This is a genomic window from Methylomonas sp. LWB (assembly GCF_001856095.1).
GTDB classification, from domain to species: Bacteria; Pseudomonadota; Gammaproteobacteria; order Methylococcales; family Methylomonadaceae; genus Methylomonas; species Methylomonas koyamae_A.
Map to the genome: position 1 here is coordinate 126,870 of NZ_MKMC01000078.1, position 22,203 is coordinate 149,072.

The following is a 22,203-nucleotide window of genomic DNA, read 5'->3' on the forward strand; positions in this document are numbered from 1 at the left end:
GAAATGGATAGATCGGAACGAAAGCATCGCCATATTAAAACATAGTTGGCGCCGGCGGCCGCCCGGCACGCGCCTCCGATCCCAAACAGCAATTCGCGCCGAACGGTCGACCGATTTCAACAAATCCCCCTCCCCCTATATAATGCCGGGCTTCTTGGAGACGCCTCGGCGCTTAATCACTGATTCGATGAACATCACCTATTGCGAGTTACCCGACCGCCTGAAGTACCTGATCGACAACGATCAACAATATCTACTAAAACAGGGGCTGAAAGGCATAGAGAAGGAAAGCCTGCGCATTACCGAGCACGGTGTGATTGCCCAAACCCCGCATCCGCGGGCCTTGGGTTCGGCGCTGACCCATCCTTACCTGACCACCGATTATTCGGAAGCGCTGCTGGAATTCATCACGCCGCCGTTCTCCGACATCAAGCAAACCTTGCATTACATGCACCAGTTGCACCAGTTCGTCTACCCGCATCTGGGCGACGAGATGTTGCTGGCCACCAGCATGCCATGCGGTATCGACGGCGACTTGAGTATCCCGATCGCCGAATACGGCCGCTCCAACATCGGCAAGATGAAGCACGTATACCGCAAGGGTTTATGGCACCGCTACGGCCGCACGATGCAAGCCATCGCCGGCATTCATTTCAATTATTCGGTTCCGGAAGCCCTGTGGCCGGCTTTATATAGCTACGCCGGCAACGGCGCCACGTTGGAAGAGTTTATTTCCAAGGCCTACTTCGGGCTGATCCGCAATTTCCACCGCCAGGGCTGGCTGATTTTATACTTGTTCGGCGCATCGCCGGCCATCTGCAAAAGCTTCTTTAAAAGCCGCCCGCAGTTGATGGAGCAATTCAAGGAATTCGACGAACACACGCTATTTCATCCCTACGCCACCTCGCTGCGAATGAGCGACATCGGCTACAAGAGCAAAAACCAGGCGGGCTTGAAAATCGACTACAACTCGCTGGACGGTTACGTCGACAGTTTGACGGCCGCGATCAGCACGCCCTACCCGGATTACGAAAAAATCGGCGTCAAGGTCGACGGCGAGTATCAACAACTAAACGCCAACATCCTGCAAATCGAGAACGAGTTTTACAGCACGATGCGGCCCAAGCAAATCGCCCAATCCGGCGAAAAACCGACGCTGGCGCTGAAGCGGCGCGGCGTGCTGTACGTGGAAATGCGCTCGCTGGATTTGAATCTGCTGAATCCGATCGGCATCGACGAAAGCACCGCCCGCTTCGTGGAAGCGTTTTTGCTGTACTGTCTGCTCCAAGACAGTCCGCCGCAAGGCCCGGACGAGTTTCAGGTCAACAATAGCAACCAGTTGTTGGTGGCCAATCAAGGCCGCCGCCCCGGACTGGAGTTGAGCCGCAACGGCCAAACCCTGACCTTGCAACAATGGGCCCACGATATTCTCTACGCGATGCAAGCAATCTGCGCGGTGCTGGACCGCGGCAGCCTGGATAGACCCTATCAATTGGCCTTGCAACAGCAACTGGCGGTGGTGGACAATCCGGCCTTGACGCCGTCGGCGCGCATCCTGGCCTGCATGCGCGAGAACGGCCAGGAATTCGGTTGTTTCGCCAGCAACACATCGGCGCTGCACAAGCATTATTTCAATGCCGAACCGCTGGACGATGCGACCCAGCAACAATTCGAGGCGATGGCCGCCGCTTCGCTACAAAAACAACGCGACATCGAAGCCTCGGACACGTTGGACTTCGACGAATATTTATCCCGTTATTTCGCCCAGAGCTGAACCGATGACCGCATTCGACCTTACTACCGCTGAATCCGAACTACAAGGCAAGAATCCCCGCACCATCCTGAAAACCGCGCTGGCCCATTTCGACAATATCGCCATTTCATTCAGCGGTGCCGAGGATGTGGTATTGATCGATCTGGCCCTACAAATCAGAAAAGACATACAGGTGTTTTCGCTGGATACCGGCCGGCTGCATCCCGAGACTTACCGCTTTATCGACCGGGTACGCAAGCATTACGGCATCGCGATCGAGATTCTCAGCCCCGATTACGTCAGTCTGGAAGCCTTCGTCAAGGAAAAAGGCTTGTTCAGTTTTTACGATGAGGGCCACCAACAATGCTGCGGCATCCGCAAGGTCGAACCGTTGAAACGCAAGTTGGCTAGCTTGGATGCCTGGATCACCGGCCAACGCAAGGATCAAAGCGTGGACACGCGCGGCGATATTCCGGAAGTGCAACTGGACGCCGGCTTTTCCGGACCTGGTAAGCAGCTAATCAAATTCAATCCGCTGCTGAATTGGTCGTCGGCACAGGTTTGGGATTACATCGAGGCTTATCAGGTGCCGTTCAACGACTTGCACCAACACGGCTATATCAGTATCGGATGCGAGCCCTGTACCCGGCCGGTTTTGCCCAATCAGCATGAACGCGCCGGCCGCTGGTGGTGGGAAGAAGCCACCAAGAAAGAATGCGGCTTGCACGGAGGAAACGTCAAGACGCCTGAGTAAGCCAATCCCAGGATTCCTATAATCATTGCTCCAGCTTTGCCGGCCATGAAAACCACGTCCGTGCGTCCCGACATACAGTTTTTGCGCGGCATCGCGATCCTCGCCGTGCTGATTTTTCACTCGGAAGTCGTTCCACTCCGCGGCGGCTATCTGGGCGTGGACGTGTTTTTCGTGATTTCCGGCTATTTAATCACGTCGATTATCCTGCGGGACCTGGCCGCCGACCGCTTTTCCTTCCCGCGCTTTTATGCCAGACGCGCCAAAAGGCTGTTGCCCGCCGCCTACTGCACGTTGATTTTTACCAGCCTGCTCGGCGCGACGGTGCTGAGCGCTGAACAGTGGGACGACTTCGTTAAGCAACTGATCGGGACCGTCACCTTTACCGCCAATATCGTATTGCCGTTTCAGTCCGGTTATTTCGAAACCGCGGCGGAAAGTAAGCCGCTACTGCATACCTGGTCGTTGTCGGTCGAAGAACAATATTACTTGTGCATTCCACTGATGCTTTATTTGATCAGGCCCCGCTGGCGTTTTCCGGCACTGGCAGTCGCGACCTTACTCAGTCTGAGCCTGTGCTTGATTTTCGTCAGTTTTAGGCTGAGTTATTGGCGCTTGCCCGAACTCGACTCGCCGACTGCCGCCTTTTTTTTCCTACCCACCCGCGCTTGGGAGATGCTGACCGGATCGCTGCTGGCTTGGCGCATGTTGAAAGCCCCTGCCTTAAACGTTACCAAGCGTGTCAAACTACCGGCCTTGCTGCTGATTGGCTATTTATGCGCCGCGCCTATCGATAGCGCCCATCCCCGCATTGATGCGCTGCTAGTGGTGATGGCCACGGCCGTGCTGATCGCCGGCAATAGCGACTGGCTAGCACAAAATTTACTGACCCGCGCCGTCGAAAAACTGGGCGACTGGTCGTATTCGCTCTATCTGGTACATTGGCCGCTATTTGCATTGGCCAGAACCGCCTATCTCGACGCCGTCCCGTTATACGTCAAATACCTGCTGTTGCTCGCCGCACTGGTGCTGGCTTATCTACAATTCGAATACGTGGAACAGCGCTTCCGCTACGGCTGGCAAGTCAATCGAAATAAGACCTTTAAATGGCTGGCCGCTGCGTCGCTGTTGGTGGTTATAACACCGCTATCCGCCGATTTACTCAGGTCATGGAATGGCTCCGCCGCCAAACCTACCTCGAGGACGCCGAATTGGGGCTTAAAGCAGGCTTGCTCCGCGGGCAGTTTGGTGTTCGAGCACCCGGAACAATGCAGCTCCGCCGCGCAACCGGTCTACGCGCTGTGGGGCGATAGTTACACGATGCATTTGATACCCGGCTTGCAAAACGAAAAACCGATCGCCGAATCGATGATCCAGATTACGATGGCAGCCTGCGCGCCAATCCTGGGTCTGGCTTCGCTGGACAAAAATTACGATGAAACTTGGGCCGAACGCTGTCTGGCTTTCAATGAAAAAGCCATCCGCTTTATCGAATCCAGTCCGTCGATCCGTTACGTGATCATGAGTTCGCCCTACTCCGGCTATTTCGACGAAGGCGAACTGACGCAATTTTATCAAGGCAAAAAAATCGTCGGCAACCGCGCGCTCGCGGTAGAACAAATGTTGACCACACTCGCCAGACTGACCGCTAGCGGCAAAATACCGGTATTGATCGCCCCGCCCCCCAGACCTGGGTTCGATGTCGGCGAATGTTGGCGACACAAGCAAAGCGGCTTGCTGGTGCTTGGCCGTAACGACTGCAATTTTCGCTTCGAAGAACACCAAGTCTATCAGCGCGGCATTATCGACAGCTTGACCGAAGTCCAACAACGCAGTCGGAGTAGTTTACTGCGCTTCGACGATATTTTATGCGAGGATGGATACTGTCGGACGCGGTTGGCGGACGGCACGTCGATTTACAAAGACGGCGGGCACTTATCGGTAGCAGGATCGGAATGGGCGGTACCGCAGTTAGGCTTATCCAAACTGGAAACGCCTAGCTCCAAAGACCCCTAGTGTCACTACTCCAATCCGCTCTGAATCCCTAGGCCCCACACCGAACCGGTCGCCACACATCCGCCAGCTAGCGTCTATCGGTTACCGGAATTTCTGGAAGTGGGTGTTTGTAGAAACGCACGAGCAAATAGCGAATGGGGTGGTCGCTCGCGACAACTCAGCCCGGAACCGGGTTTAGACCGTTCTCGCGCGTACCAGCGAGGTTTGCAAGAAGTGGCGTCCCCACGGGGGTTCGAACCCCGGTTACCGCCGTGAAAGGGCGGTGTCCTAGGCCACTAGACGATGGGGACCAAGAACATTTTTACTGCGGATTTTAGAATTGCTTTTCGAACAACACACCGAGTGCGTTGGCGTCCCCACGGGGGTTCGAACCCCGGTTACCGCCGTGAAAGGGCGGTGTCCTAGGCCACTAGACGATGGGGACTAAGACGAAATCAACTATTGGTGGAGCCAAGGAGGATCGAACTCCTGACCTCTTGCATGCCATGCAAGCGCTCTCCCAGCTGAGCTATGGCCCCGTAGCTGATTCCGACTATTATACAGACTTAAAAATCTCTGTCTATCAATTTTCGTGATCTTCGATAAATTTGATCGCGCGCGCAATCCGATCCAGGGTTTTTTCGCGGCCCAGCAAGGCCAGCGTCGCATCAATGGCCGGCGACACCGCGCCGCCGCAAACCGCGACGCGCAAAGGTTGCGCGACCTTGCCGAGATTCAGTTGCAACTTTTCGGCGGTATCCAGCACCACTTGATGCAAGGGCTCGGCCGACCAATTCGCCAAGGCGTCGAAACCGGACCACACCGCCTGTAACACGTCCTCGACGCCGGGCTTGAAGTTCTTTTTGACAGCCTTGTCGTCGTAACTATCGAAGTCCCGATAAAAATACAGACTCTCATCGGCCATCTGCACCAACGTCTTGCAACGCTCCCGTTGCAACTTGACGACGTCGATCAAGGCCGGGCCGGTTACCGGATCGATACCCCGCTCGCCCATGTGCCAAGCCAGATGCCGAGCGACATGGGCCGGGTCGCTGTTCATGATGTACTGATGATTTAACCAGATTAGCTTGTCGGTATTGAAGGTCGACGCGGAGACATTGACCTTTTCCAGTTCGAACAAGGCAATCATCTCGTCGATCGAAAACAACTCCTGATCGCCGTGCGACCAGCCTAGCCGTACCAGATAATTTAGCAAGGCTTCCGGCAGATAACCGTCGTTGCGGTATTGCATCACGCTAACCGCGCCGTGACGTTTCGACAAGCGCGCGCCGTCGGAACCCAAGATCATCGGTACGTGCGCGTAGACCGGCAAGGTTGCGCCAAGCGCCTTTAGAATATTGATTTGCCGGGGGGTGTTGTTGACGTGGTCGTCGCCGCGAATCACATGAGTCACGCCCATATCCATGTCGTCGACGACGACGGTCAGATTGTAGGTCGGCGTGCCGTCGGAACGGGCGATGATTAAGTCATCCAGCTCCTTGTTGCCAACCACAATCCGGCCCTTGACCAAATCTTCGATCACCACGTCGCCGTGATCCGGATTGCGAAACCGCACCACTCTTTCCCGTTCCGGCTGATCGGCGCTATCCCGACATTTGCCGTTGTAGCGCGGCTTTTCCTTATCGGCCATTTGTTGCTCGCGCAACGCATCCAGTTCTTCACGGCTGCAATAGCAATAATAGGCATCGCCCTGATCGAGCAATTGTTGAATGACTTCCTTGTAGCGATCGAAGCGATGGGTTTGGTAAAACGGCCCCTCGTCGTATTCCAGTCCCAGCCAGGTCATGCCTTCCAGAATCGCATTGACCGATTCCTGGCTGGAGCGCTCCAAATCGGTGTCTTCGATCCGCAAGATAAACTTGCCCCCATGCTTGCGGGCGTACAACCAGGAAAACAGCGCGGTTCGGGCGCCGCCCACGTGCAGGTAACCGGTCGGACTCGGTGCAAATCGGGTTCTAATACTCATCTTCACTTATTTACTGGTTAAAAATCTTTTAGCGTATTCGGTCGGTATCGATCGCGCGGCATTCAAGCGCATCGCCTGATAATTGAATTGCACGCTGCCCTTGGCGGCGTCGTTGCGACCCAAGATCGCCAACGAAGTCGCATGGCCCTGCGCGGCGGCTTTTTCGTACCACTGGGTCGCCTTATCGGTATCGCCGGTCACACCCAGGCCGCGATCGTACAATGCCCCCATGACCACCTGCGCATCCACGACGCCCTGCTTGGCGGCCTTTTCCATCCATTCGGCGGCAAGTTTCTCGTTCTTCTCGTAACCGTCCCGGCCTAATAAATACAAGGATGCCAGTTTCGCTTGCGCCTGCGGATTACCTTGTTCGGCGGCTTGCAAAACCTGGTCCGCCCAAGCTGGCGACAGTTGCAGCAATATCAAACACAACCCTATCAATCTGCCCATCATTCCCCCCAAAAAGGCCATTCGCAAACCTACATTATTTCATGGCCCCGCATCCAGGTGAACGTGCTACAAAAAATTAAGGGTTTGATGTTAGACTTAAGCACCCAAGGCATCCAAACTCGGCCTTGCCGCTACCAAGAATAACAACAGGAGAATTCCACCATGAAAAAAACCTTACTCGTTACGGCCGGCTTGGCGGGCGCTATTTTGTCCGGTTGCGCGACTCAATCGAGCAACACCTTCCAGGCATTCCAACCCGAAGACCTGAACGCCTTGGTCAAATCCGGAAAACTGGTTCAGAAAACCAATAGCTTCCTGGTCGTCAACGATTCGTCCTCTTCGATGAGCCGCACCTTCGTCAATTCTGCCGAATACAGCGGTACCAAACTCGATGTCGAGAAAAACCTGCTCAACAAATTCAACAAATCCATTCCCAACATCCCGTTGACTTCCGGCCTGCGCAGCTTCGGTTTCGGCCCTTGCCTGGATTGGAGCGCGACTAAGTTGAACCAGCCGCTGCAAAGCTACACTCAAGCCGGTTTCGAAAGCTCGCTAAGTTCGTTGACCTGTTCCAGCGGCGGTACCCCGTTGGCAACTGCGTTGGAAGCGACCAACCAAGACCTGGCCGGCGGCACCGGCAATTTGGCGCTGATCGTATTGAGCGACGGCATCGAAGAGTCCTCGCCCGCCCCGGCCGCCGCCGCCCTGAAAGCTCAGTACGGCGACCGCTTATGCATCTACACGGTGTGGGTCGGTAACGACGAAGACGCTGCCGGGCAAGCCGAATTGCAACAAATCGCCGATGCCGGCGGTTGCGGCTTTTCGACCACGGCCGATGCAATCAGCTCTCCGAAAGGCATGAGCGACTTCGTTAAAAACGTATTCCTGAAAGCCGGCACTCCACCGGCCGTCGCCGACTGCTCGAAACAGGACGACGATAAGGACGGCGTCAACAACTGCGCCGACAAATGCCCCGACACACCGAAAGGCGCGATCGTCGATAAAGACGGTTGCTGGGCGTTCCGCGGCGTATTGTTCGACTTCGACAAATCCGACATCAAATCCAAATACCATCCGCTCATCCAAAACGCGGTCGAAGTCATGAAGCTGAATCCGGGCCTGACCGTGGAAATTCAAGGTCATACCGACAGCTACGGCAGCGACGCCTATAACGAAAAACTGTCGCAACGCCGCGCCAACGCGGTCAGAAACGAGTTGATCAAACAAGGCGTCGACGGCAAACGTTTGACCGCGGAAGGTTTCGGCGAATCGCAACCGGTCGATACCAACGAAACCGACGAGGGCCGCGCTTACAACCGCCGCGTCGTCTACAAACGCACCGACCGTTAATTCGCGCCGTCTGGCGGAGTAAAACGAGGGAGGCCTAGGCCTCCCTTTTTTGTCCGGGCCGCGCCGGTTCGCCATTCGGGGCAACCGGCCGGTCAAAAGCCATCCGCGTCGCGCCGAATCAAACGTTTATTCAGGGCTTGCCGACTAATACCCAGCAAGCCGGCGGCAACGCCCTGATTACCCTGGGCACGGCGCAAGGCCTCGCCGATCAAGGCTTCCTCGGCTTCTTTCAAGGTCGGCAGGCGCTCCGGATATTCGGCGGCCGGCGCTGCAAATTCGCCGGCGGCGTCGCCCGACCGATTGCCGAAGCCTTCGTCGGCGATCGCGTCCTTCACGCTTTGCAACGATAGCACCGAACCCTGACTGCGAGCGACCGCATCGAACAACAAGCCTTCCAACTCGCGGATATTGCCCGGAAAACGGTAATTCTCCAACCATTGAAACAGTGCCGGCGGCACGTTCGGCGCTGGTCTGCCCAGGCTGGCCGCCGCTTTCTCGACAAAATGCAAGGCCAGTTGCGGCAAATCCTCGCGGCGTTCGCGGAGCGGCGGCAATTGAATATGATGGGTGCGCAGCCGGAAGTACAAATCCTTGCGAAACCCGCCCTGTTCGGCTTGGCGCTTGACGTCGCAATGCGTGGCGACCACGATGCGCGCCCGGCTCTGGCGCGGCCGGTCCGCGCCAATCGGATAGTAAGAGCCATCCTGCAGCACGCGTAACAATTTGACCTGCGACGCGATGCTCAAGTCGCCGATTTCATCCAGAAACAGCGTGCCGTCACCGGTACTGGCGATCAAACCATCCCGCGCGCGGTCCGCTCCGGTAAACGAACCCTTGGCGTGACCGAACAAGGTGTCGGCAAACAGGTTGTCGTCCAATCCGGCAACGTTCACCGCCACCAATTCGCCGGGCCGGCCGGACTGCCGATGCAGGGCGCGGGCGATCAATTCCTTGCCGGTGCCGGTTTCGCCGCTGATCAACACCGGTTGCGGCGACGCGGCGACGGCTTCGATGTAACGAAAAATCGCAAACATCGCCGAACTTTGGGTGACGATTTCTTCGAACCGCCCCGGTTGATGCGGCTGGTTGGCCAGCAAGCAGTCCTTCAACGACAGCAACTCGGCTCGCAGCAATCGCGCTTCGACGGCTCGGCGTACCGCGGCAACCAAACAATCGCGCTCGACCGGTTTCAGCAAATAGTCGCTGGCGCCGTTACGCATGCACTCCACCGCAGTTGGCAAATCGTTGGTGGCGGTCATCACGATCACGGCGATCTCCGGGTATTCGGCGGCAATCGAGGCCAGCAACGCCAACCCGGACAGATGCGGCATCGTCAAGTCCAGCACGATCACACCAACCGGCCGTTCGGCCAACAACGGTAAAACCGCTCGGCTGTCGTCCAGCGTCAATACCTCGGCATGGCCGGCGCCGCGCAACACCAAACTGGCGCTATGCAGTATCTGGGATTCGTCGTCGACCAATAAAATCGGTAACGGGTTTAACGCTTTAGTCCGCATGTTCGGCCGCCGACCAGGGTTTGGAGTTAACCGGAAAAATCGCTTGGGCCACCGTGCCCCGCCCCGGTTCGGACGAAAAGTTCAAGCGGCCGCCGTGGGCGCGCATCAGCGAAGCGCTGATCGCAAGACCCAATCCGGTACCGCCGCACGCTTGCTTGGTCGTAAAGAACGGGTCGCACAGTTGCTGAATGTGTTCTGGGGAAATCCCGCCCCCCTGATCCGTGACCTCGACGCAGACCTCGCCCTCGTCGTCCAGCCGGCGGGTTGCTACGCCGAGCGTCTGGTCGGTATCGGTGAGAGCGTCCAGCCCGTTAATCAATAAATTCACGACGACTTGTTCCACCTGCCGCGGGTCGCCTTGCAGCGGCGGTAGCGTCGAATCGAGGCGGATTTCGAAATGTCCGGTTTTGCGCGCGATCAAGTGCTTGACCAAACGGACCGCGCGCTCCACCGCCTCGTTCAGCGAAAATGCGGCGCCGGCCTGTTCGGTTTGCGGACGAGCGTAATGTTTCAGGTCGGCCACGATGCGCTCGATGCGTTTGGCACCGTCTCCGATGTCGTCTATCAAGACGCCGGCGCTAGCGCGCAACTCGGTATACGGCAAACCGGCCAACGAGAACTCGCCGCCGGCCCGGTAGCGATCGTCCAAAATCTCCAGCGCGTCGCTCCAAATATCGGCCAGCAAACCGGCGTTCAACAAAATCAGTTGGTTGGGGTTGTTGATTTCGTGAGCGACCCCGGATACCAAGGTACCCAATGCGGTCATTTTGTTGGCTTGTATCAGTTGCAGCTCCTGCTGTCTGGCCACCGCTTCCAATTGTCTGCGTGCGCTGATGTCGCGAATAATCGCGGTCGAAAAGCGCTCCTCACCTCGGGTCCAATGGGAAAGTGAGACTTCGATCGGAAACGTCTCACCGTCCCGACGTATTCCAAGCGATTCGGTGATTGGATTTATCATCCGGTCGGTCGCATCGGCTTCCGCTTGCAATTGCGCTTGTATCGCCGCCTGCGCATTGATCCAGAAACGTTGGCTCGACGTCCCGAGGGCCTCTTCGGCAGCCTCCCCGAACATCAACGCCGCGCCCCGGTTCCAGGAAACGAGGTTGCCGCCGGCATCCACCGAAACGATCGCTTCGCGCGCCGAATCGGTAATAGCCCGCAAGCGGGCTTCGCTTTCCCGCAACCAGGACTCCGCCTGCAAGCGTTCGCCTATCTCCTGTTTCAAACTGGCGTGCGTCCTACGCAAAGCCAAGGTATGCGACCTTAACAACGCGAACTGATACAACAGATAAGCCGCCAACAACACCGCCACCAGATACAGCGCCAACCGAAAGTGTTCAGCGCGCCGTTCGGCGCCGTCGCCGTAGAGGTGTAAAGCGTGTTGCAAATCGTCGATCCGGCTCAAAATCGGCTGGCCGATGATGGATTGCAACGCCGCGTCGACCTTGGGCAAAACCTCGACAATCAATCGGCCATGGGCAATTAACACCTGATAATCGTCGGACTGAGAATTCAGCCCGGATAAACGCTCCAGCTCCTGTTCAAGCTCCCGCGCCGACTCAGGCCCGGCATTTTCCAAAAAGCCGGCCATCAACCGCCACAAATTGGTGAGCCTGGCGCTGTCGGCCGGCTTGGCGCTTAGCTGTAGGTTTCTACCGATCTCGTTGAAGGACATCACCGAATTACGCAACAAGGCATTGTCGGATTTCAGATATTCGATTTGTGTCAGCCGGTCTTGCAGCGCGGCCGATAAAGCGCCGGCCAGATCACCCATCCGGCGCGGCTCGGGGCTTACCGAAGCCGCCAGCTCGTCGCGCAGACCTCGAGACAAATTCAGCAGAGATTGGCCGGTCCGGGTCAATGCGTCGTAATTGGTCAGCAATCCGGCCCTGGTCAGCAAGATGTCGCGCATCAATTCGGCGTCGCGCAATTCGATGATCCGCAGCGTCGCCTGCAAGCGATCGCGCCGTTCCAGTTCCGGGTTGGCGCTCTGTATCCAAAGATACGTAATCGCACCGACCAAGACGGCGACGATCAACCTGGGTTTCCAGGAAAAGCCGGTCATGGCTTGGCGGAAGGCTCGGCGAGCAACGATTTGCCCCGATATTCGCCGGTCAAACTATGTAGAAACTTGACCAGCAAATCGCGTTGCCGCTCGGCCAAAGGCTTGCCGAGCTGGTATTTGGCCATCGTGCTGACCGCAGTCTCCAGATCGGCGGCGCGGCCGTCGTGAAAATACGGCGCAGTGGCGGCGACATTACGCAAACTGGGCACGCGAAACACGCCGTTGTCCCTCGGATTGCCGGTGACCAGATAGCGGCCGGCGTCGACGGCATCGGTCTCGCTGGGCGGCGCGCCGAACACGCCGAACTTTTGAAACAAATTGCCGCCCAAATTGACGCCTTGGTGGCAGGCCACGCAGCCCAGATCGTTGAACAAACGGTAACCCTGTTGTTCGTCGGCGCTCAACGCCGTGCTGTCGCCGCGCAGAAAGCGATCGAAACGGGCGTTCGGCGTCACCAGACTGCGCTCGAAACTGGTCACGGCATCGACGACGTTGGCGGGCGTCAAGCCATCGGGATACGCGTTGGCGAAGGCCGCGACATAATCGGCTGCGCCGGCCAAGCGCGCGATCACCCCCGGCCAATTGGCCTTCATGATGTTGGGATTCAACATGACTTTTTCGGTATGCGCCTCCAGCGTCGTCACGACGCCGTCCCAATTGAAAAAGTAATTGAACGCCACGTTGAACAAGCTGGGCGTATTGCGCAGAACCGCCGCCCCATCGGCCGATACCGCGCGAGCCTTGCCGTCCATGCCGCCCCGGTCGAGCGGGTGGCAACTAGCGCAGGAGCGAGCGGCTTGATCGGACAGCTTGGGCTCGTGAAACAAACGCTGTCCCAGCGCAATACGGTTTGGATCTCCGCCAACCGTCGTCGGCAGCGGCAGCAATGTCGGCGGTACTTCCGCCCGCGCCAGAGCCGCGCAAGCGAGACTGAGCCAGCCTATCGCCAAAATACCCGGATACCGTTTCCGGTTCACGCTTGCTGCTCCGCTGGCTTTTTCGGATGCGGCGAATGATGGTTACTTCGAATCGGCACAGCCCTACCCCCTTCGATGATTAAACCGCCGCGGACACCCCTGCGACGAAAGTTGCCGAGTCCACCTTGCCGACGCATGAGGTCAGCCGGCGTCGACCGGCGTCCGCCAAACATAGGGGCCAAAGCGCCGCAACTTTCGTCGCTGAGCCGCCCCGGAAACCCTCAAAGCAATTTCAATCCAAGTCAATGAAATAACAAATGAATTTATTTGAAACAGATTTGGCACGCTGCTCGCAATAGTCATTGCCAGAAGCTGTCAGCAGTTTCGGTATCGGAGACTCCGTCTCATCATGACTCATTACAATTTAGGAGAACGACCATGCAACACAAATTCATTCCCGTCCTGACCTTGTCCGCTTTGTTCGCAACATCTTACGAAGCCTCGGCCTTTAGCTTCAGCACCGGCGACCCCGACTTTAGAATCGCCGTCGGCGCCCAAGCCGGGGCCCTGGAGATCGAATCGGCCGACGATTTCATCCTGGCCGAGAAAACCCAGCTCAACCACGCAAGTTTCGCCGGCTTGCTGGCCAACGGCGCTACTTTGGCCGACATTGCCAACGTCAACGTGGAAATTTACCGGATTTTCGATAAAGACTCGGTCAATCCGCCGTCCGGCCGAGTCCCAACCCGGGTCAATTCGCCCGCCGACGTCGCATTCGAATCGCGCGGTTCGGCCGATAATAGCTTGAGCTACAACGTCAGCGTGCTCGGCGATGTCGCCACCGCCGCCAACTCGGTGTTGAACGGCATTCACCCGCTACCGAACCAAACCATCGGCGGCGAAGGCACCGTCAGCGGTCGAGAAATCAACGTTAGTATCGATTTCAGCCGAGCCATTACGCTGGACGCCGATCACTACTTTTTCGTGCCGCAGGTGGAATTAAAGAACGGCAATTTTCTGTGGTTGTCGGCGGCCAAACCCATCGTTGGCGGCAGCGGTCCCTTCTCGCCGGATCTGCAATCCTGGATACGCGATGAAAACCTGGCCCCCGACTGGCTGCGGATCGGCACCGATATTGTCGGCGGCACCACGTTCAACCAAACTTTTTCGTTGACCGGCGTTTCCGCGGTACCGCTGCCGGGCGCCACCTGGCTATTTTTGAGCGGTTTGTTGGGCCTGCTCGGCACCGGCAAGCGTAAACAAACCGCGCCGCAAGCGGTTTAATCGCAGACTAGCGCCGTCGGCGCCTTATCCGGTGCCGGCGGGCCTATCGAATCAGCTCGGATTATTCGCCAAGTTGGGCGGCGATTTTCGCTTCCAACCACTGTTGGCGATGGCGCTTTAAAACCGAATCGGTCGGACTATCCGGCCATTCGGCCTCAAGTTCCCGTTGTAGCTGCGCCAGAAAATGCCGTCTCAACACCGAGTCGGTCGGGGCGACCACGGAAACGCCGACGCCCGCACCGGCGTGGCTTGCGATCCGCTCGCCGCCATCGTCAAGCTCAAGATTCGCCGATTCATCGGCGAAATCGGGCGCTGCTTCAATTACATCATGGTCGCTAGCGCTCTCGGAATCCGACGCTTTCAGATCAAGCAACGCGTCCAAACGTTGCCGATAGTGCCGGCACAGTACCGACTCAGTCGGATACGGATTGGCCAGCGCGGCTTTTTCAGCCAGCAGTCGCGCGAAATAATGGCGGCTCAAGATGGAGTCTTCCGGCACGCGCGGTGCCGCTTCGGCCATCGTTTCAACATCATCGGTTACCGTCGCCGGCTTGGCCGGCGTCTCGACAAGGGCGGTTTCCTCGATCGCCGTTGTCAACTCGGCGACCGGGTTTTCGACGATCTCCACCGCATCTGCCTCCGCGGCGGAATTGGCGATCGAAACCGGTTTGGCGCGATCGGCAGGCACGTCGCGAAGGTTTTGCTCGCGAACCAAGCGGGTCACGAAAGTCGCCGCCCGGCTCGGAAAGATGTCTCTATCCTGCACCGTCTCCGGCAGCAGCAAATAGGCCCTGGCGGCATACGCCGCAATGGCCAGCAAAGCGATATCGAACAAAGTTTCCACGCACTCCCCCTCTCCAGTGATTATTATTGCGCCTGCCGGCCGGATTCGCCGCATATCGTTGACGAATCCGGCCGGCGGACCCTTTCTTAAACCGACTATCATCACATAAAGTGACGCAATTTTTGATCGGCAATTTCTTCTGGGCGGATTTCGATGGCAGCAGGCTGGCAATTCTGGATCGATAGAGGCGGCACCTTTACCGACGTCGTCGCCTGCTCGGCCGACGGCGGCATCGTCACCCGCAAACTGCTGTCGGACCATCCTGAGCGCTATCGGGACGCGGCCTTGCAAGGTATTCGCGACATTTTGGACGGCGCGGCCGATCGACGTATCGCCAATGTCAAAATGGGCACGACGGTCGGCACCAACGCTTTGTTGGAACGCCGAGGCGAACCGCTGGCCTTGCTGGTCAACCAAGGCTACCGCGACTGTTTGCGCATCGCTTACCAGAACCGGCCGGATATTTTCGCGCTCGACATCCGCCGCCCGGAGCCGTTATACGCTTGCGTCGTCGAAATCGACGCCCGTATCGCCGCCGACGGCACCGAATTGCAGGCACTGGATCGCGACCGGGCCAAAACCCAATTGCAAGCCCTTTACCGGCAAGGCCTGCGCGCGGTCGCCATAGTGTTGATGCACGCCTGGCGTTATCCTGCGCATGAGTTAGCGTTGGGCGAACTCGCCGCGGCCGTCGGCTTTCGCCAAATTTCGCTGTCTCACCAAGTCAGTCCCTTGCCGAAACTGGTCGGCCGCGGCGACACCACCGTGGTGGACGCTTACTTGTCGCCGGTGCTGCGCCGTTACGTCGAACAAGTCGAACGCGGTCTGGCCGACCACAACCCAAACGCCCGACTGTGGTTCATGCAATCCAACGGCGGCCTGGTGCGCGCCGCCGACTTTCAAGGTAAGGACTGCATCTTGTCCGGCCCGGCCGGCGGCCTGATCGGCGCGGTCGCGGTGGCCCGGCGGGCCGGTTTGTCCAAGATCATCGCCTTCGACATGGGCGGCACCTCGACCGACGTGGCGCACCATGCCGGCGAACTGGAGCGGAGCTGCGACAGCGAAATCGCCGGCGCGCGCCTGCGGGTGCCGATGATGGCGATTCACACCGTCGCCGCCGGCGGCGGCTCGATTCTGCATTTCGACGGCCAACGCTACCGGGTCGGCCCGGACTCGGCCGGCGCCAATCCCGGCCCGGCCTGCTATCGGCGCGGCGGTCCGCTAACCGTCACCGACGCCAATCTGCTGCTCGGCAAACTCCCCGACTTTCCGGCGGTGTTCGGTCCGAACGGCGATATGCCGCCAGACCTCGACTTGGTCAAGACTTTATTTGCCGAATTGGCCGAACGCATACACCGCGAAACCGGCGACCGGCGTGGCCCGGAGCAAGTCGCGGCCGGCTTTCTCAGCGTCGCGATCGAAAACATGGCCGAGGCGATCCAGAAAATCTCGGTGCAAAAAGGTTATCACCTCGGCGAATACGCCTTGTGTTGCTACGGCGCCGCCGGCGCCCAGCACGCCTGTTTGCTGGCCGAACGCCTGGGCATGCCGCGCGTGTTGCTGCATCCGCTGGCCGGAGTATTGTCGGCCTACGGCATGGGTTTGGCGGATTTTCGGGTCTTGAAACAACGGGCGTTGGAACGACACTGGGACAACATTGATTCCGCCGAACTGGATCGATATTTTCTGGACCTGGAGGATTTAGCCTTGGCTGAGTTACGCGAGCAAGGCGTTGCCGACTCGGAGCCGATCCGCGAAAAACGCCTGAGCTTGCGTTACCAAGGCACCGACACCGCCTTGAGCGTCGAATACGGCCCGGCGCCGGCAGTGCTGGCCAATTTCGAACAACATTACCGCCGCCGCTTCGGTTTTTGTTACGCGGATCGGCCGATTTGCATCGCCACGATCGAAGTCGAATGCATTGCCGCCGCCGAACAGCCCAGCCCGGCCGCGCCGGCCGACAGCGAACCACGCGGCGGCCGGCCCGAAAGTTTCACCCGGATATTCAGCCGAGACGAGTGGCGCGCCGCGCCGGTCTACCGACGCGAAAATCTGGCGGCGGACCAAACCCTAACCGGCCCGGCCGTCGTGCTGGAGCCGACCTCGACCATCGTCGTCGAAGCCGGTTGGCGGGCGCAACGGCTGGCCGGCGGCGATTTGCTCTTGCAAGCCTGCCCGGCCGCGGCCGGCGACCAGCCGTCACCCGGCCGCGACGCGGCAAAAATACCCGACATGCTAGCCCGCCCCGACCCGGTGTTGCTGGCGATATTCAACCAGCGCTTCATGTCGGTCGCCGAACAGATGGGCTTTGTGCTGCAAAACACCGCGCATTCGGTCAACATCAAGGAACGGCTGGACTTTTCCTGCGCGCTGTTCGACGCCGACGCCAACCTGATCGCCAACGCGCCCCACATTCCGGTGCATCTGGGTTCGATGGGCGAAAGCGTGCTTGCGCTGTTACGAAACCGGGCCGGCCGCTTCGAACCGGACGAGGCGTATTTGCTGAATTCGCCCTACGCCGGCGGCACCCACTTGCCCGACATCACCGTGGTCACGCCAGTGTTCGACGCCGCCGGCCGCGAGTTACTGTTCTTCGTCGCCTCGCGCGGCCACCATGCCGACGTCGGCGGCATTTCGCCCGGTTCGATGCCGGCCCACAGCCGCGATATCGACGATGAAGGCGTCTGCAGCGCCGGCCTGAAAATCCTGGCGCGCGGCGAGTTTCAGGAAGCCGCGATCCGTACATGGCTGTGCGACCATCGCCATCCGGCCCGCAATCCCGAGCAAAACCTGGCCGACCTGCAAGCCCAGATCGCCGCCAACCGCAAGGGCGCCGAGGAATTGGCCGCGCTGATTGCCGGCTATTCCCTGCCGGTAGTCAACGCCTACATGCGCCATGTCCAGGATCATGCCGAAGCCTGCGTTCGAGCGTTGCTGGCCACACTGACCGACGGCCGTTTCGAATACGAACTGGACCAGGGCGCGAAAATCGCGGTCGCGATCACGGTAAACCGGGCCGCGCGCACGGCCCGCATCGATTTCAACGGCACCTCGCCGCAACTGGCCGACAATTTCAACGCGCCGGCGGCGGTGTGCAAGGCCGCCGTGTTGTACGTGTTTCGCACGCTGCTGCACGACGACATCCCGCTCAACGCCGGCTGCCTGAAGCCGTTGGACATCGTGATTCCGGAGGGCTGCCTGCTGAATCCGCGCCCGCCGGCCGCCGTGGTCGCCGGCAACGTCGAAACCTCGCAATACGTGGTCGATGCGCTGTACGGCGCGCTCGGCGTGCTGGCCGGCTCGCAAGGCACGATGAACAATCTGACCTTCGGCAACCAGGATTATCAATATTATGAAACCTTGTGCGGCGGGGCCGGCGCCGGGGCCGGCTTTCACGGCGCCGACGCCGTGCATACCCACATGACCAACTCGCGCATCACCGACCCGGAAATCTTGGAGCAACGGTTTCCGGTGGTACTGCAAGCATTCGCGATACGCCCCGACAGCGGCGGCGACGGACTATATCGCGGCGGCAACGGCGCGATTCGCCGCATCGAATTTCGCGAAGCGATGCGGGTTTCACTGCTGTCCAGCCACCGGCGCCTGCCGCCGTTCGGGCTGCACGGCGGCGCACCGGGCGCCCTTGGCGTCAACCGTTTGTTACGCGCCGACGGCAGCGAACAAATCCTGCCTGGCCGCGCCGAAGTCCAGGTCCAAGCCGGCGACAACTTAGTCATCGAAACGCCGGGCGGCGGCGGCTTTGGAAAAACCTGATCCCCCGAGTGCCAATAAGCCCGAACGACATCCATTCGTTAGCAGACTCCTGAATTCGAAAACACCGAACAATTCCGATGCAACGCTTTAAGCCATTTCGCGCGGCGCCTGCGTCAAATCCCTTAAATTCTCTAAAGCCCGGCAGCCTGAGTCGGCCGTGGTACAGGGCGGAGCGATCGCTAACGAATTGAATATCTGTAGATTCTTGAATTCGAGCGTTACGAATACGCTATCGGCATTCAATTTGCGTCAGCTGAGACTCTACCCTAATTCAACAAAAGGAAGCTTCATGAAACGTCGATTTCAACTGATCGCTCTATGCCTAGTCATCGGCGGCCCGGCCTTCGCTCATAACACCAACATCAATCTGACGCCGCAATACAGCACCGGCACCAATCCGGAGAACGGCGGAATCAGCGCTTTCCAGTATGCGTACGGCGCAGACTCGGTCAGCCCAATCTTAGTTAACATCGATTCGGGTATCGCCGACCCGTGCGCGACATCGTCGCACACCGGTTGTTTCAGCGACAATTCGGCCTATACCGACGGCTGGTTTAACGGCACGCGGCCGTTACTGGGAAATAGCCACAATGTCACTTCAACGGTCTGGGACGGCGTGTTTTACGTGGCGGCACCATCGGTCGTGACACTGAGCGTCACAAATTACGCTACAACCGGCAACCCCGGCACCGGCTTGAATCCGGCGATGAGCCTCTACAGTGGCTTACTGTATGCGTCGTCTCACGACGAAGTTGGCTCGGACCCGTCGAACTCCGGCGATTTCGACCATTTCGATAATTTTGTCACACGAGTCAGCAGAAGCGATGCCGCGCCCAACGATCCGGCGATACGCAGTCAATATTACGATGCGGCCGGCAACTCGTTGACCAATCCCGATTGGCAGCGAAGCTTTTCGCAAATCGTTGCCGAAGGCGGACAAGACCCGGCCTATCAGGCGGTCGGCGGCGGCGATCGATACAACGCCGCCAATTTGGCCGTGTTGGCGGCACAATTCCCGGATATGACGCCGGAACAGTGGTACGCACTAAACTACACGCCGCACAACGGCTACCGGGACGTATTGAATTACACGACGACCGGCGGCCTTGCCGACGCCGGCGATCCCAATCATCCCTTCGAGGGCCAATTCGATGCGTTCGGCGACTGGAGCATGGGCGACTCGCACGATCCCGCGCTGAACAACGTGAATTTCGCGGGTGCGCACGTCGCCACGCTGCATTACATCGCCTCGGTCAGTAACGGCGACTGTAACGGCCCAAACTGCGCCGACACTTACCTCCCCGTCCCCGGCTACGGCGAAGTGCTGACCGGCAGCCATATCAATTCGGGCCTAAGCGACCCCAGCAGCGAGACGATGACGGTGTATCTGGAGTCGGGCTGGTATACGCTTTGGTCCGGCGGGAATAGAACTGACGGCTACACCCCACAATCGGAATACCAAACAGTGACCTTGGACGTTCATCATTTAACCGCCGTTCCGCTACCGGGCGGCGCCGCGCTGTTCGCGACGGCCCTACCGCTATTCGTCAGATTGAAACGTAAACCGCTATCTTAAGTCCGCTACAAGCGTTGCCGCCATATCGCGGCAACGCTTGTAGCGCCAAACCGTTTTCATCGGTCCCAACATCGCGTCGTCACCGATACGCCGAGCGGCGGCTTGCCGGCCGTTTTTCTCATCCGTTGTTCGGCGCCGGTTACACCGTCATCTGCTTGCAATATTGCCCGCCTACTATCGACGAGATCCGTTACCCGAACGGATACAGACCGTATTCGACGGAGTGACGGCTTCGGCTCGACATCAACCAGCTTTAACCGTTCTCCTACTCATCGGTCTACCCCTCGATAACACTTTAAGGAAGGAATATCCCAGATGAAAACGCTGTTCATGCACGTCAAACGCTTATTACCCGCTTCGGCGCTCTGCGTCGCCGGCCTGCTGTTCGCGGCCTCGGCGAATGCCGACGGCGACCGTCGCGACGACGAAAACGCCGACCGCCCGGTCACGATCGCGGTCATCGGCGATTGGCCGTACAACAAATTGCTGCTCGACAACGCGCATCTATTGATCGACTCGGTGAACGCCGACCCGGCGGTTAGCCGCTTGATCCACGTCGGCGACATTCACGCCGGCAGCATGCCTTGCACCAGCGCCGACATCCTGCCGCCGATTCCGCTGTCCAATCCGGGCTACAACCAAAAGATTTTTTACCAATTTCAGCAATTCGATAAGCCCGTCGTCTATACGCCAGGCGACAACGAATGGACCGATTGCCAAAAATCCAAGCAATTCAAAAGCGGCGACCCTTTAAAAGAACTGGCCAGCGTGCGCGGACTGTTTTTTGCGAAACCGGGTGTTACCTTAGGTAAAGAAGCCCAAGTCGTCAGTCAGGCGCGCGCCTTCGACCCAAGCTTTCCAAGCGACGCGCAATTTGTCGAAAACGCGATGTGGCAACAAGGCAAAGTCGTGTTCGCCACCTTGAACGTACCTGGCTCGAATAACGACACTCTGCCGTGGGCCGGCACTTTCGCCAATCAAGCCGCTCAGGATCAGGAAGTGGCCGAACGCACCGCCGCAGACTTGCGCTGGCTGGAAGCGACCTTCAAGAAAGCGAAAAAAGACCATGCCCGCGCCGTCGTCATCGCGATTCAAGCCGACATGTGGGACCCGGCCGCCATCACCGCCACAACCAACGAACTCTCCGCCTACACGCCGATCGTGCAAAAACTGGCCGACTTAACGGATGATTTTCGTGGTCAAGTATTGTTATTGAACGGCGATTCGCACGTCTACGGTTCCGACCGGCCGCTGGCCGACCCCAGCAGCGCCACCGGCGTGATTCACCACACCCAAGCGGTGCCCAACTTGACCCGTATTACCGTGCAAGGCTCCACTACCGCGCCGTCGGAGTGGTTGCGCCTGACCATCGATCCGAGAAAGTCCCAGCCATTCCAGTGGGAAAACGTGGCGTATTGCAACGATCCGTCGCTGAGCTGCGAATAACCGACCCCGCCCGGCGACGGCCGTCGGACGGCGGACGTCACTAGACCAAACGCGGTTGGGAAAAGCCGTTCATCCCAACCGCGTCCCGGATTCATCCGCTGGCATCTTCCGAAGTGCGCAAACAGATGTTGCGCTGCCGTCCGGTTAAGGTCCATGCCGAGGACCCGATCGAATCCAATAGCCCTCTTGCGATGAAAATATCGTGACGTTTTGCGTCGATGCCGGCCAACGTGCCGCCGACATTAAAACCCTGCTCGGCACCGTCAAACTCAATGGTGTCGATCCTAGCGCCAGGCTAAAAGACACTTTGAAAAAACTCCCCTCTCGGCCCGACAGCCGCATCGACGAGCCATTGCTTTTTGGCGGCATGGATTGCCACTAGCGGAATTAAACCAGCGGTACGCTTGGGCGCTTACCACCGTTCGAGACGCGGTGCAATTATTCCGGGCGCTTCCTTACCTCACCGCACGCAACGACAAAATCCGGCCGGATTT

14 protein-coding genes, 3 tRNA genes and 1 pseudogene are annotated in these 22,203 nt (G+C 58.6%); 9 read left to right on the forward strand and 9 right to left on the reverse strand.

Annotation, left to right across the window (positions count from 1 at the left end; translation table 11 throughout):
* The first annotated feature begins 187 nt into the window (after positions 1-187).
* Genes gshA through BJL95_RS21385 form a run of 3 tightly spaced genes read left to right on the forward strand, consistent with a single transcriptional unit; the run spans position 188 to position 4,520 of the window.
* Positions 188-1,774, forward strand: a complete 1,587-nt coding sequence (gshA, locus tag BJL95_RS21375) for a glutamate--cysteine ligase (RefSeq protein WP_071160712.1) — start codon at positions 188-190, stop codon at positions 1,772-1,774.
* Between the two features lie 4 nt (positions 1,775-1,778).
* Complete coding sequence (locus tag BJL95_RS21380; protein ID WP_064024834.1) at positions 1,779-2,507, forward strand: phosphoadenylyl-sulfate reductase; 729 nt, start codon at positions 1,779-1,781, stop codon at positions 2,505-2,507.
* Between the two features lie 45 nt (positions 2,508-2,552).
* Positions 2,553-4,520, forward strand: coding sequence for an acyltransferase family protein (locus tag BJL95_RS21385; protein ID WP_071160662.1), 1,968 nt, complete (start codon positions 2,553-2,555; stop codon positions 4,518-4,520).
* A gap of 214 nt (positions 4,521-4,734) precedes the next feature.
* On the opposite strand, the gene BJL95_RS21390 is transcribed toward BJL95_RS21385, so the two are convergent.
* The 5 genes from BJL95_RS21390 to BJL95_RS21410 form a co-directional block, all read right to left on the reverse strand.
* Positions 4,735-4,810: transfer RNA gene (locus BJL95_RS21390), tRNA-Glu, on the reverse strand.
* Between the two features lie 58 nt (positions 4,811-4,868).
* Positions 4,869-4,944, reverse strand: a tRNA-Glu gene (locus BJL95_RS21395).
* A gap of 18 nt (positions 4,945-4,962) precedes the next feature.
* A tRNA-Ala gene (locus tag BJL95_RS21400) sits at positions 4,963-5,038 on the reverse strand.
* 44 nt (positions 5,039-5,082) lie between these two features.
* Positions 5,083-6,486, reverse strand: a complete 1,404-nt coding sequence (gltX, locus tag BJL95_RS21405; RefSeq protein ID WP_071160663.1) for a glutamate--tRNA ligase — start codon at positions 6,484-6,486, stop codon at positions 5,083-5,085.
* Positions 6,487-6,492: 6 nt separating this feature from the next.
* A complete protein-coding gene (locus tag BJL95_RS21410; RefSeq protein WP_254786873.1) occupies positions 6,493-6,936 on the reverse strand; it encodes a tetratricopeptide repeat protein in 444 nt (147 codons plus the stop codon).
* A 162-nt stretch (positions 6,937-7,098) separates the two neighbouring features.
* Between BJL95_RS21410 and BJL95_RS21415 the strand changes: the two genes are divergently transcribed.
* Positions 7,099-8,286, forward strand: coding sequence for an OmpA family protein (locus tag BJL95_RS21415; protein WP_071160665.1), 1,188 nt, complete (start codon positions 7,099-7,101; stop codon positions 8,284-8,286).
* A gap of 92 nt (positions 8,287-8,378) precedes the next feature.
* On the opposite strand, the gene BJL95_RS21420 is transcribed toward BJL95_RS21415, so the two are convergent.
* From BJL95_RS21420 to BJL95_RS21430, 3 genes are read right to left on the reverse strand one after another with little or no spacing between them, the layout of a single operon-like run.
* The gene (locus BJL95_RS21420; RefSeq protein WP_071160666.1) at positions 8,379-9,803 is read right to left on the reverse strand and encodes a sigma-54 dependent transcriptional regulator; all 1,425 of its coding nucleotides are present in this window, start codon (positions 9,801-9,803) and stop codon (positions 8,379-8,381) included.
* Entirely contained in the window at positions 9,793-11,868 is a 2,076-nt protein-coding gene (locus BJL95_RS21425; protein WP_071160667.1) for a DAHL domain-containing protein, read from the reverse strand. Before BJL95_RS21425 ends, BJL95_RS21420 begins: the two co-directional genes overlap by 11 nt.
* Complete coding sequence (locus tag BJL95_RS21430) at positions 11,865-12,845, reverse strand: cytochrome-c peroxidase (RefSeq protein ID WP_071160668.1); 981 nt, start codon at positions 12,843-12,845, stop codon at positions 11,865-11,867. Before BJL95_RS21430 ends, BJL95_RS21425 begins: the two co-directional genes overlap by 4 nt.
* A 378-nt stretch (positions 12,846-13,223) precedes the next feature.
* Here BJL95_RS21430 and BJL95_RS21435 point away from each other — a divergent pair, with 378 nt between their 5' ends.
* Positions 13,224-14,069, forward strand: coding sequence for a hypothetical protein (locus BJL95_RS21435; RefSeq protein WP_071160669.1), 846 nt, complete (start codon positions 13,224-13,226; stop codon positions 14,067-14,069).
* Positions 14,070-14,130: 61 nt separating this feature from the next.
* Here the strand turns inward: BJL95_RS21435 and BJL95_RS21440 are convergent, their stop codons facing one another.
* Positions 14,131-14,913, reverse strand: coding sequence for a hypothetical protein (locus BJL95_RS21440; protein WP_071160670.1), 783 nt, complete (start codon positions 14,911-14,913; stop codon positions 14,131-14,133).
* A gap of 153 nt (positions 14,914-15,066) precedes the next feature.
* Here BJL95_RS21440 and BJL95_RS21445 point away from each other — a divergent pair, with 153 nt between their 5' ends.
* The 4 genes and pseudogenes from BJL95_RS21445 to BJL95_RS21460 all read left to right on the forward strand — a co-directional run.
* Positions 15,067-18,687 (forward strand): hydantoinase B/oxoprolinase family protein, encoded by a 3,621-nt coding sequence (locus BJL95_RS21445; protein ID WP_071160671.1) that lies wholly within the window; start codon positions 15,067-15,069, stop codon positions 18,685-18,687.
* A gap of 289 nt (positions 18,688-18,976) precedes the next feature.
* A complete protein-coding gene (locus tag BJL95_RS21450; RefSeq protein ID WP_071160672.1) occupies positions 18,977-20,263 on the forward strand; it encodes a hypothetical protein in 1,287 nt (428 codons plus the stop codon).
* A gap of 315 nt (positions 20,264-20,578) precedes the next feature.
* Positions 20,579-21,709 (forward strand): hypothetical protein, encoded by a 1,131-nt coding sequence (locus BJL95_RS21455; protein ID WP_071160673.1) that lies wholly within the window; start codon positions 20,579-20,581, stop codon positions 21,707-21,709.
* Between the two features lie 220 nt (positions 21,710-21,929).
* Positions 21,930-22,091: pseudogene (locus BJL95_RS21460) on the forward strand (transposase domain-containing protein); the annotation flags it as partial.
* Between the last annotated feature and the right edge of the window lie 112 nt (positions 22,092-22,203).

Coding starts and splice junctions, on each gene's coding strand:
- BJL95_RS21385 (WP_071160662.1), top strand. CDS start 2,553: ATGAAAACCACGTCCGTGCGTCCCGACATACAGTTTTTGCGCGGCATC.
- BJL95_RS21415 (WP_071160665.1), top strand. CDS start 7,099: ATGAAAAAAACCTTACTCGTTACGGCCGGCTTGGCGGGCGCTATTTTG.
- BJL95_RS21380 (WP_064024834.1), top strand. CDS start 1,779: ATGACCGCATTCGACCTTACTACCGCTGAATCCGAACTACAAGGCAAG.
- BJL95_RS21420 (WP_071160666.1), bottom strand. CDS start 9,803: ATGCGGACTAAAGCGTTAAACCCGTTACCGATTTTATTGGTCGACGAC.
- BJL95_RS21445 (WP_071160671.1), top strand. CDS start 15,067: ATGGCAGCAGGCTGGCAATTCTGGATCGATAGAGGCGGCACCTTTACC.
- BJL95_RS21425 (WP_071160667.1), bottom strand. CDS start 11,868: ATGACCGGCTTTTCCTGGAAACCCAGGTTGATCGTCGCCGTCTTGGTC.
- BJL95_RS21435 (WP_071160669.1), top strand. CDS start 13,224: ATGCAACACAAATTCATTCCCGTCCTGACCTTGTCCGCTTTGTTCGCA.
- BJL95_RS21410 (WP_254786873.1), bottom strand. CDS start 6,936: ATGGGCAGATTGATAGGGTTGTGTTTGATATTGCTGCAACTGTCGCCA.
- gltX (WP_071160663.1), bottom strand. CDS start 6,486: ATGAGTATTAGAACCCGATTTGCACCGAGTCCGACCGGTTACCTGCAC.
- BJL95_RS21455 (WP_071160673.1), top strand. CDS start 20,579: ATGAAAACGCTGTTCATGCACGTCAAACGCTTATTACCCGCTTCGGCG.
- gshA (WP_071160712.1), top strand. CDS start 188: ATGAACATCACCTATTGCGAGTTACCCGACCGCCTGAAGTACCTGATC.
- BJL95_RS21450 (WP_071160672.1), top strand. CDS start 18,977: ATGAAACGTCGATTTCAACTGATCGCTCTATGCCTAGTCATCGGCGGC.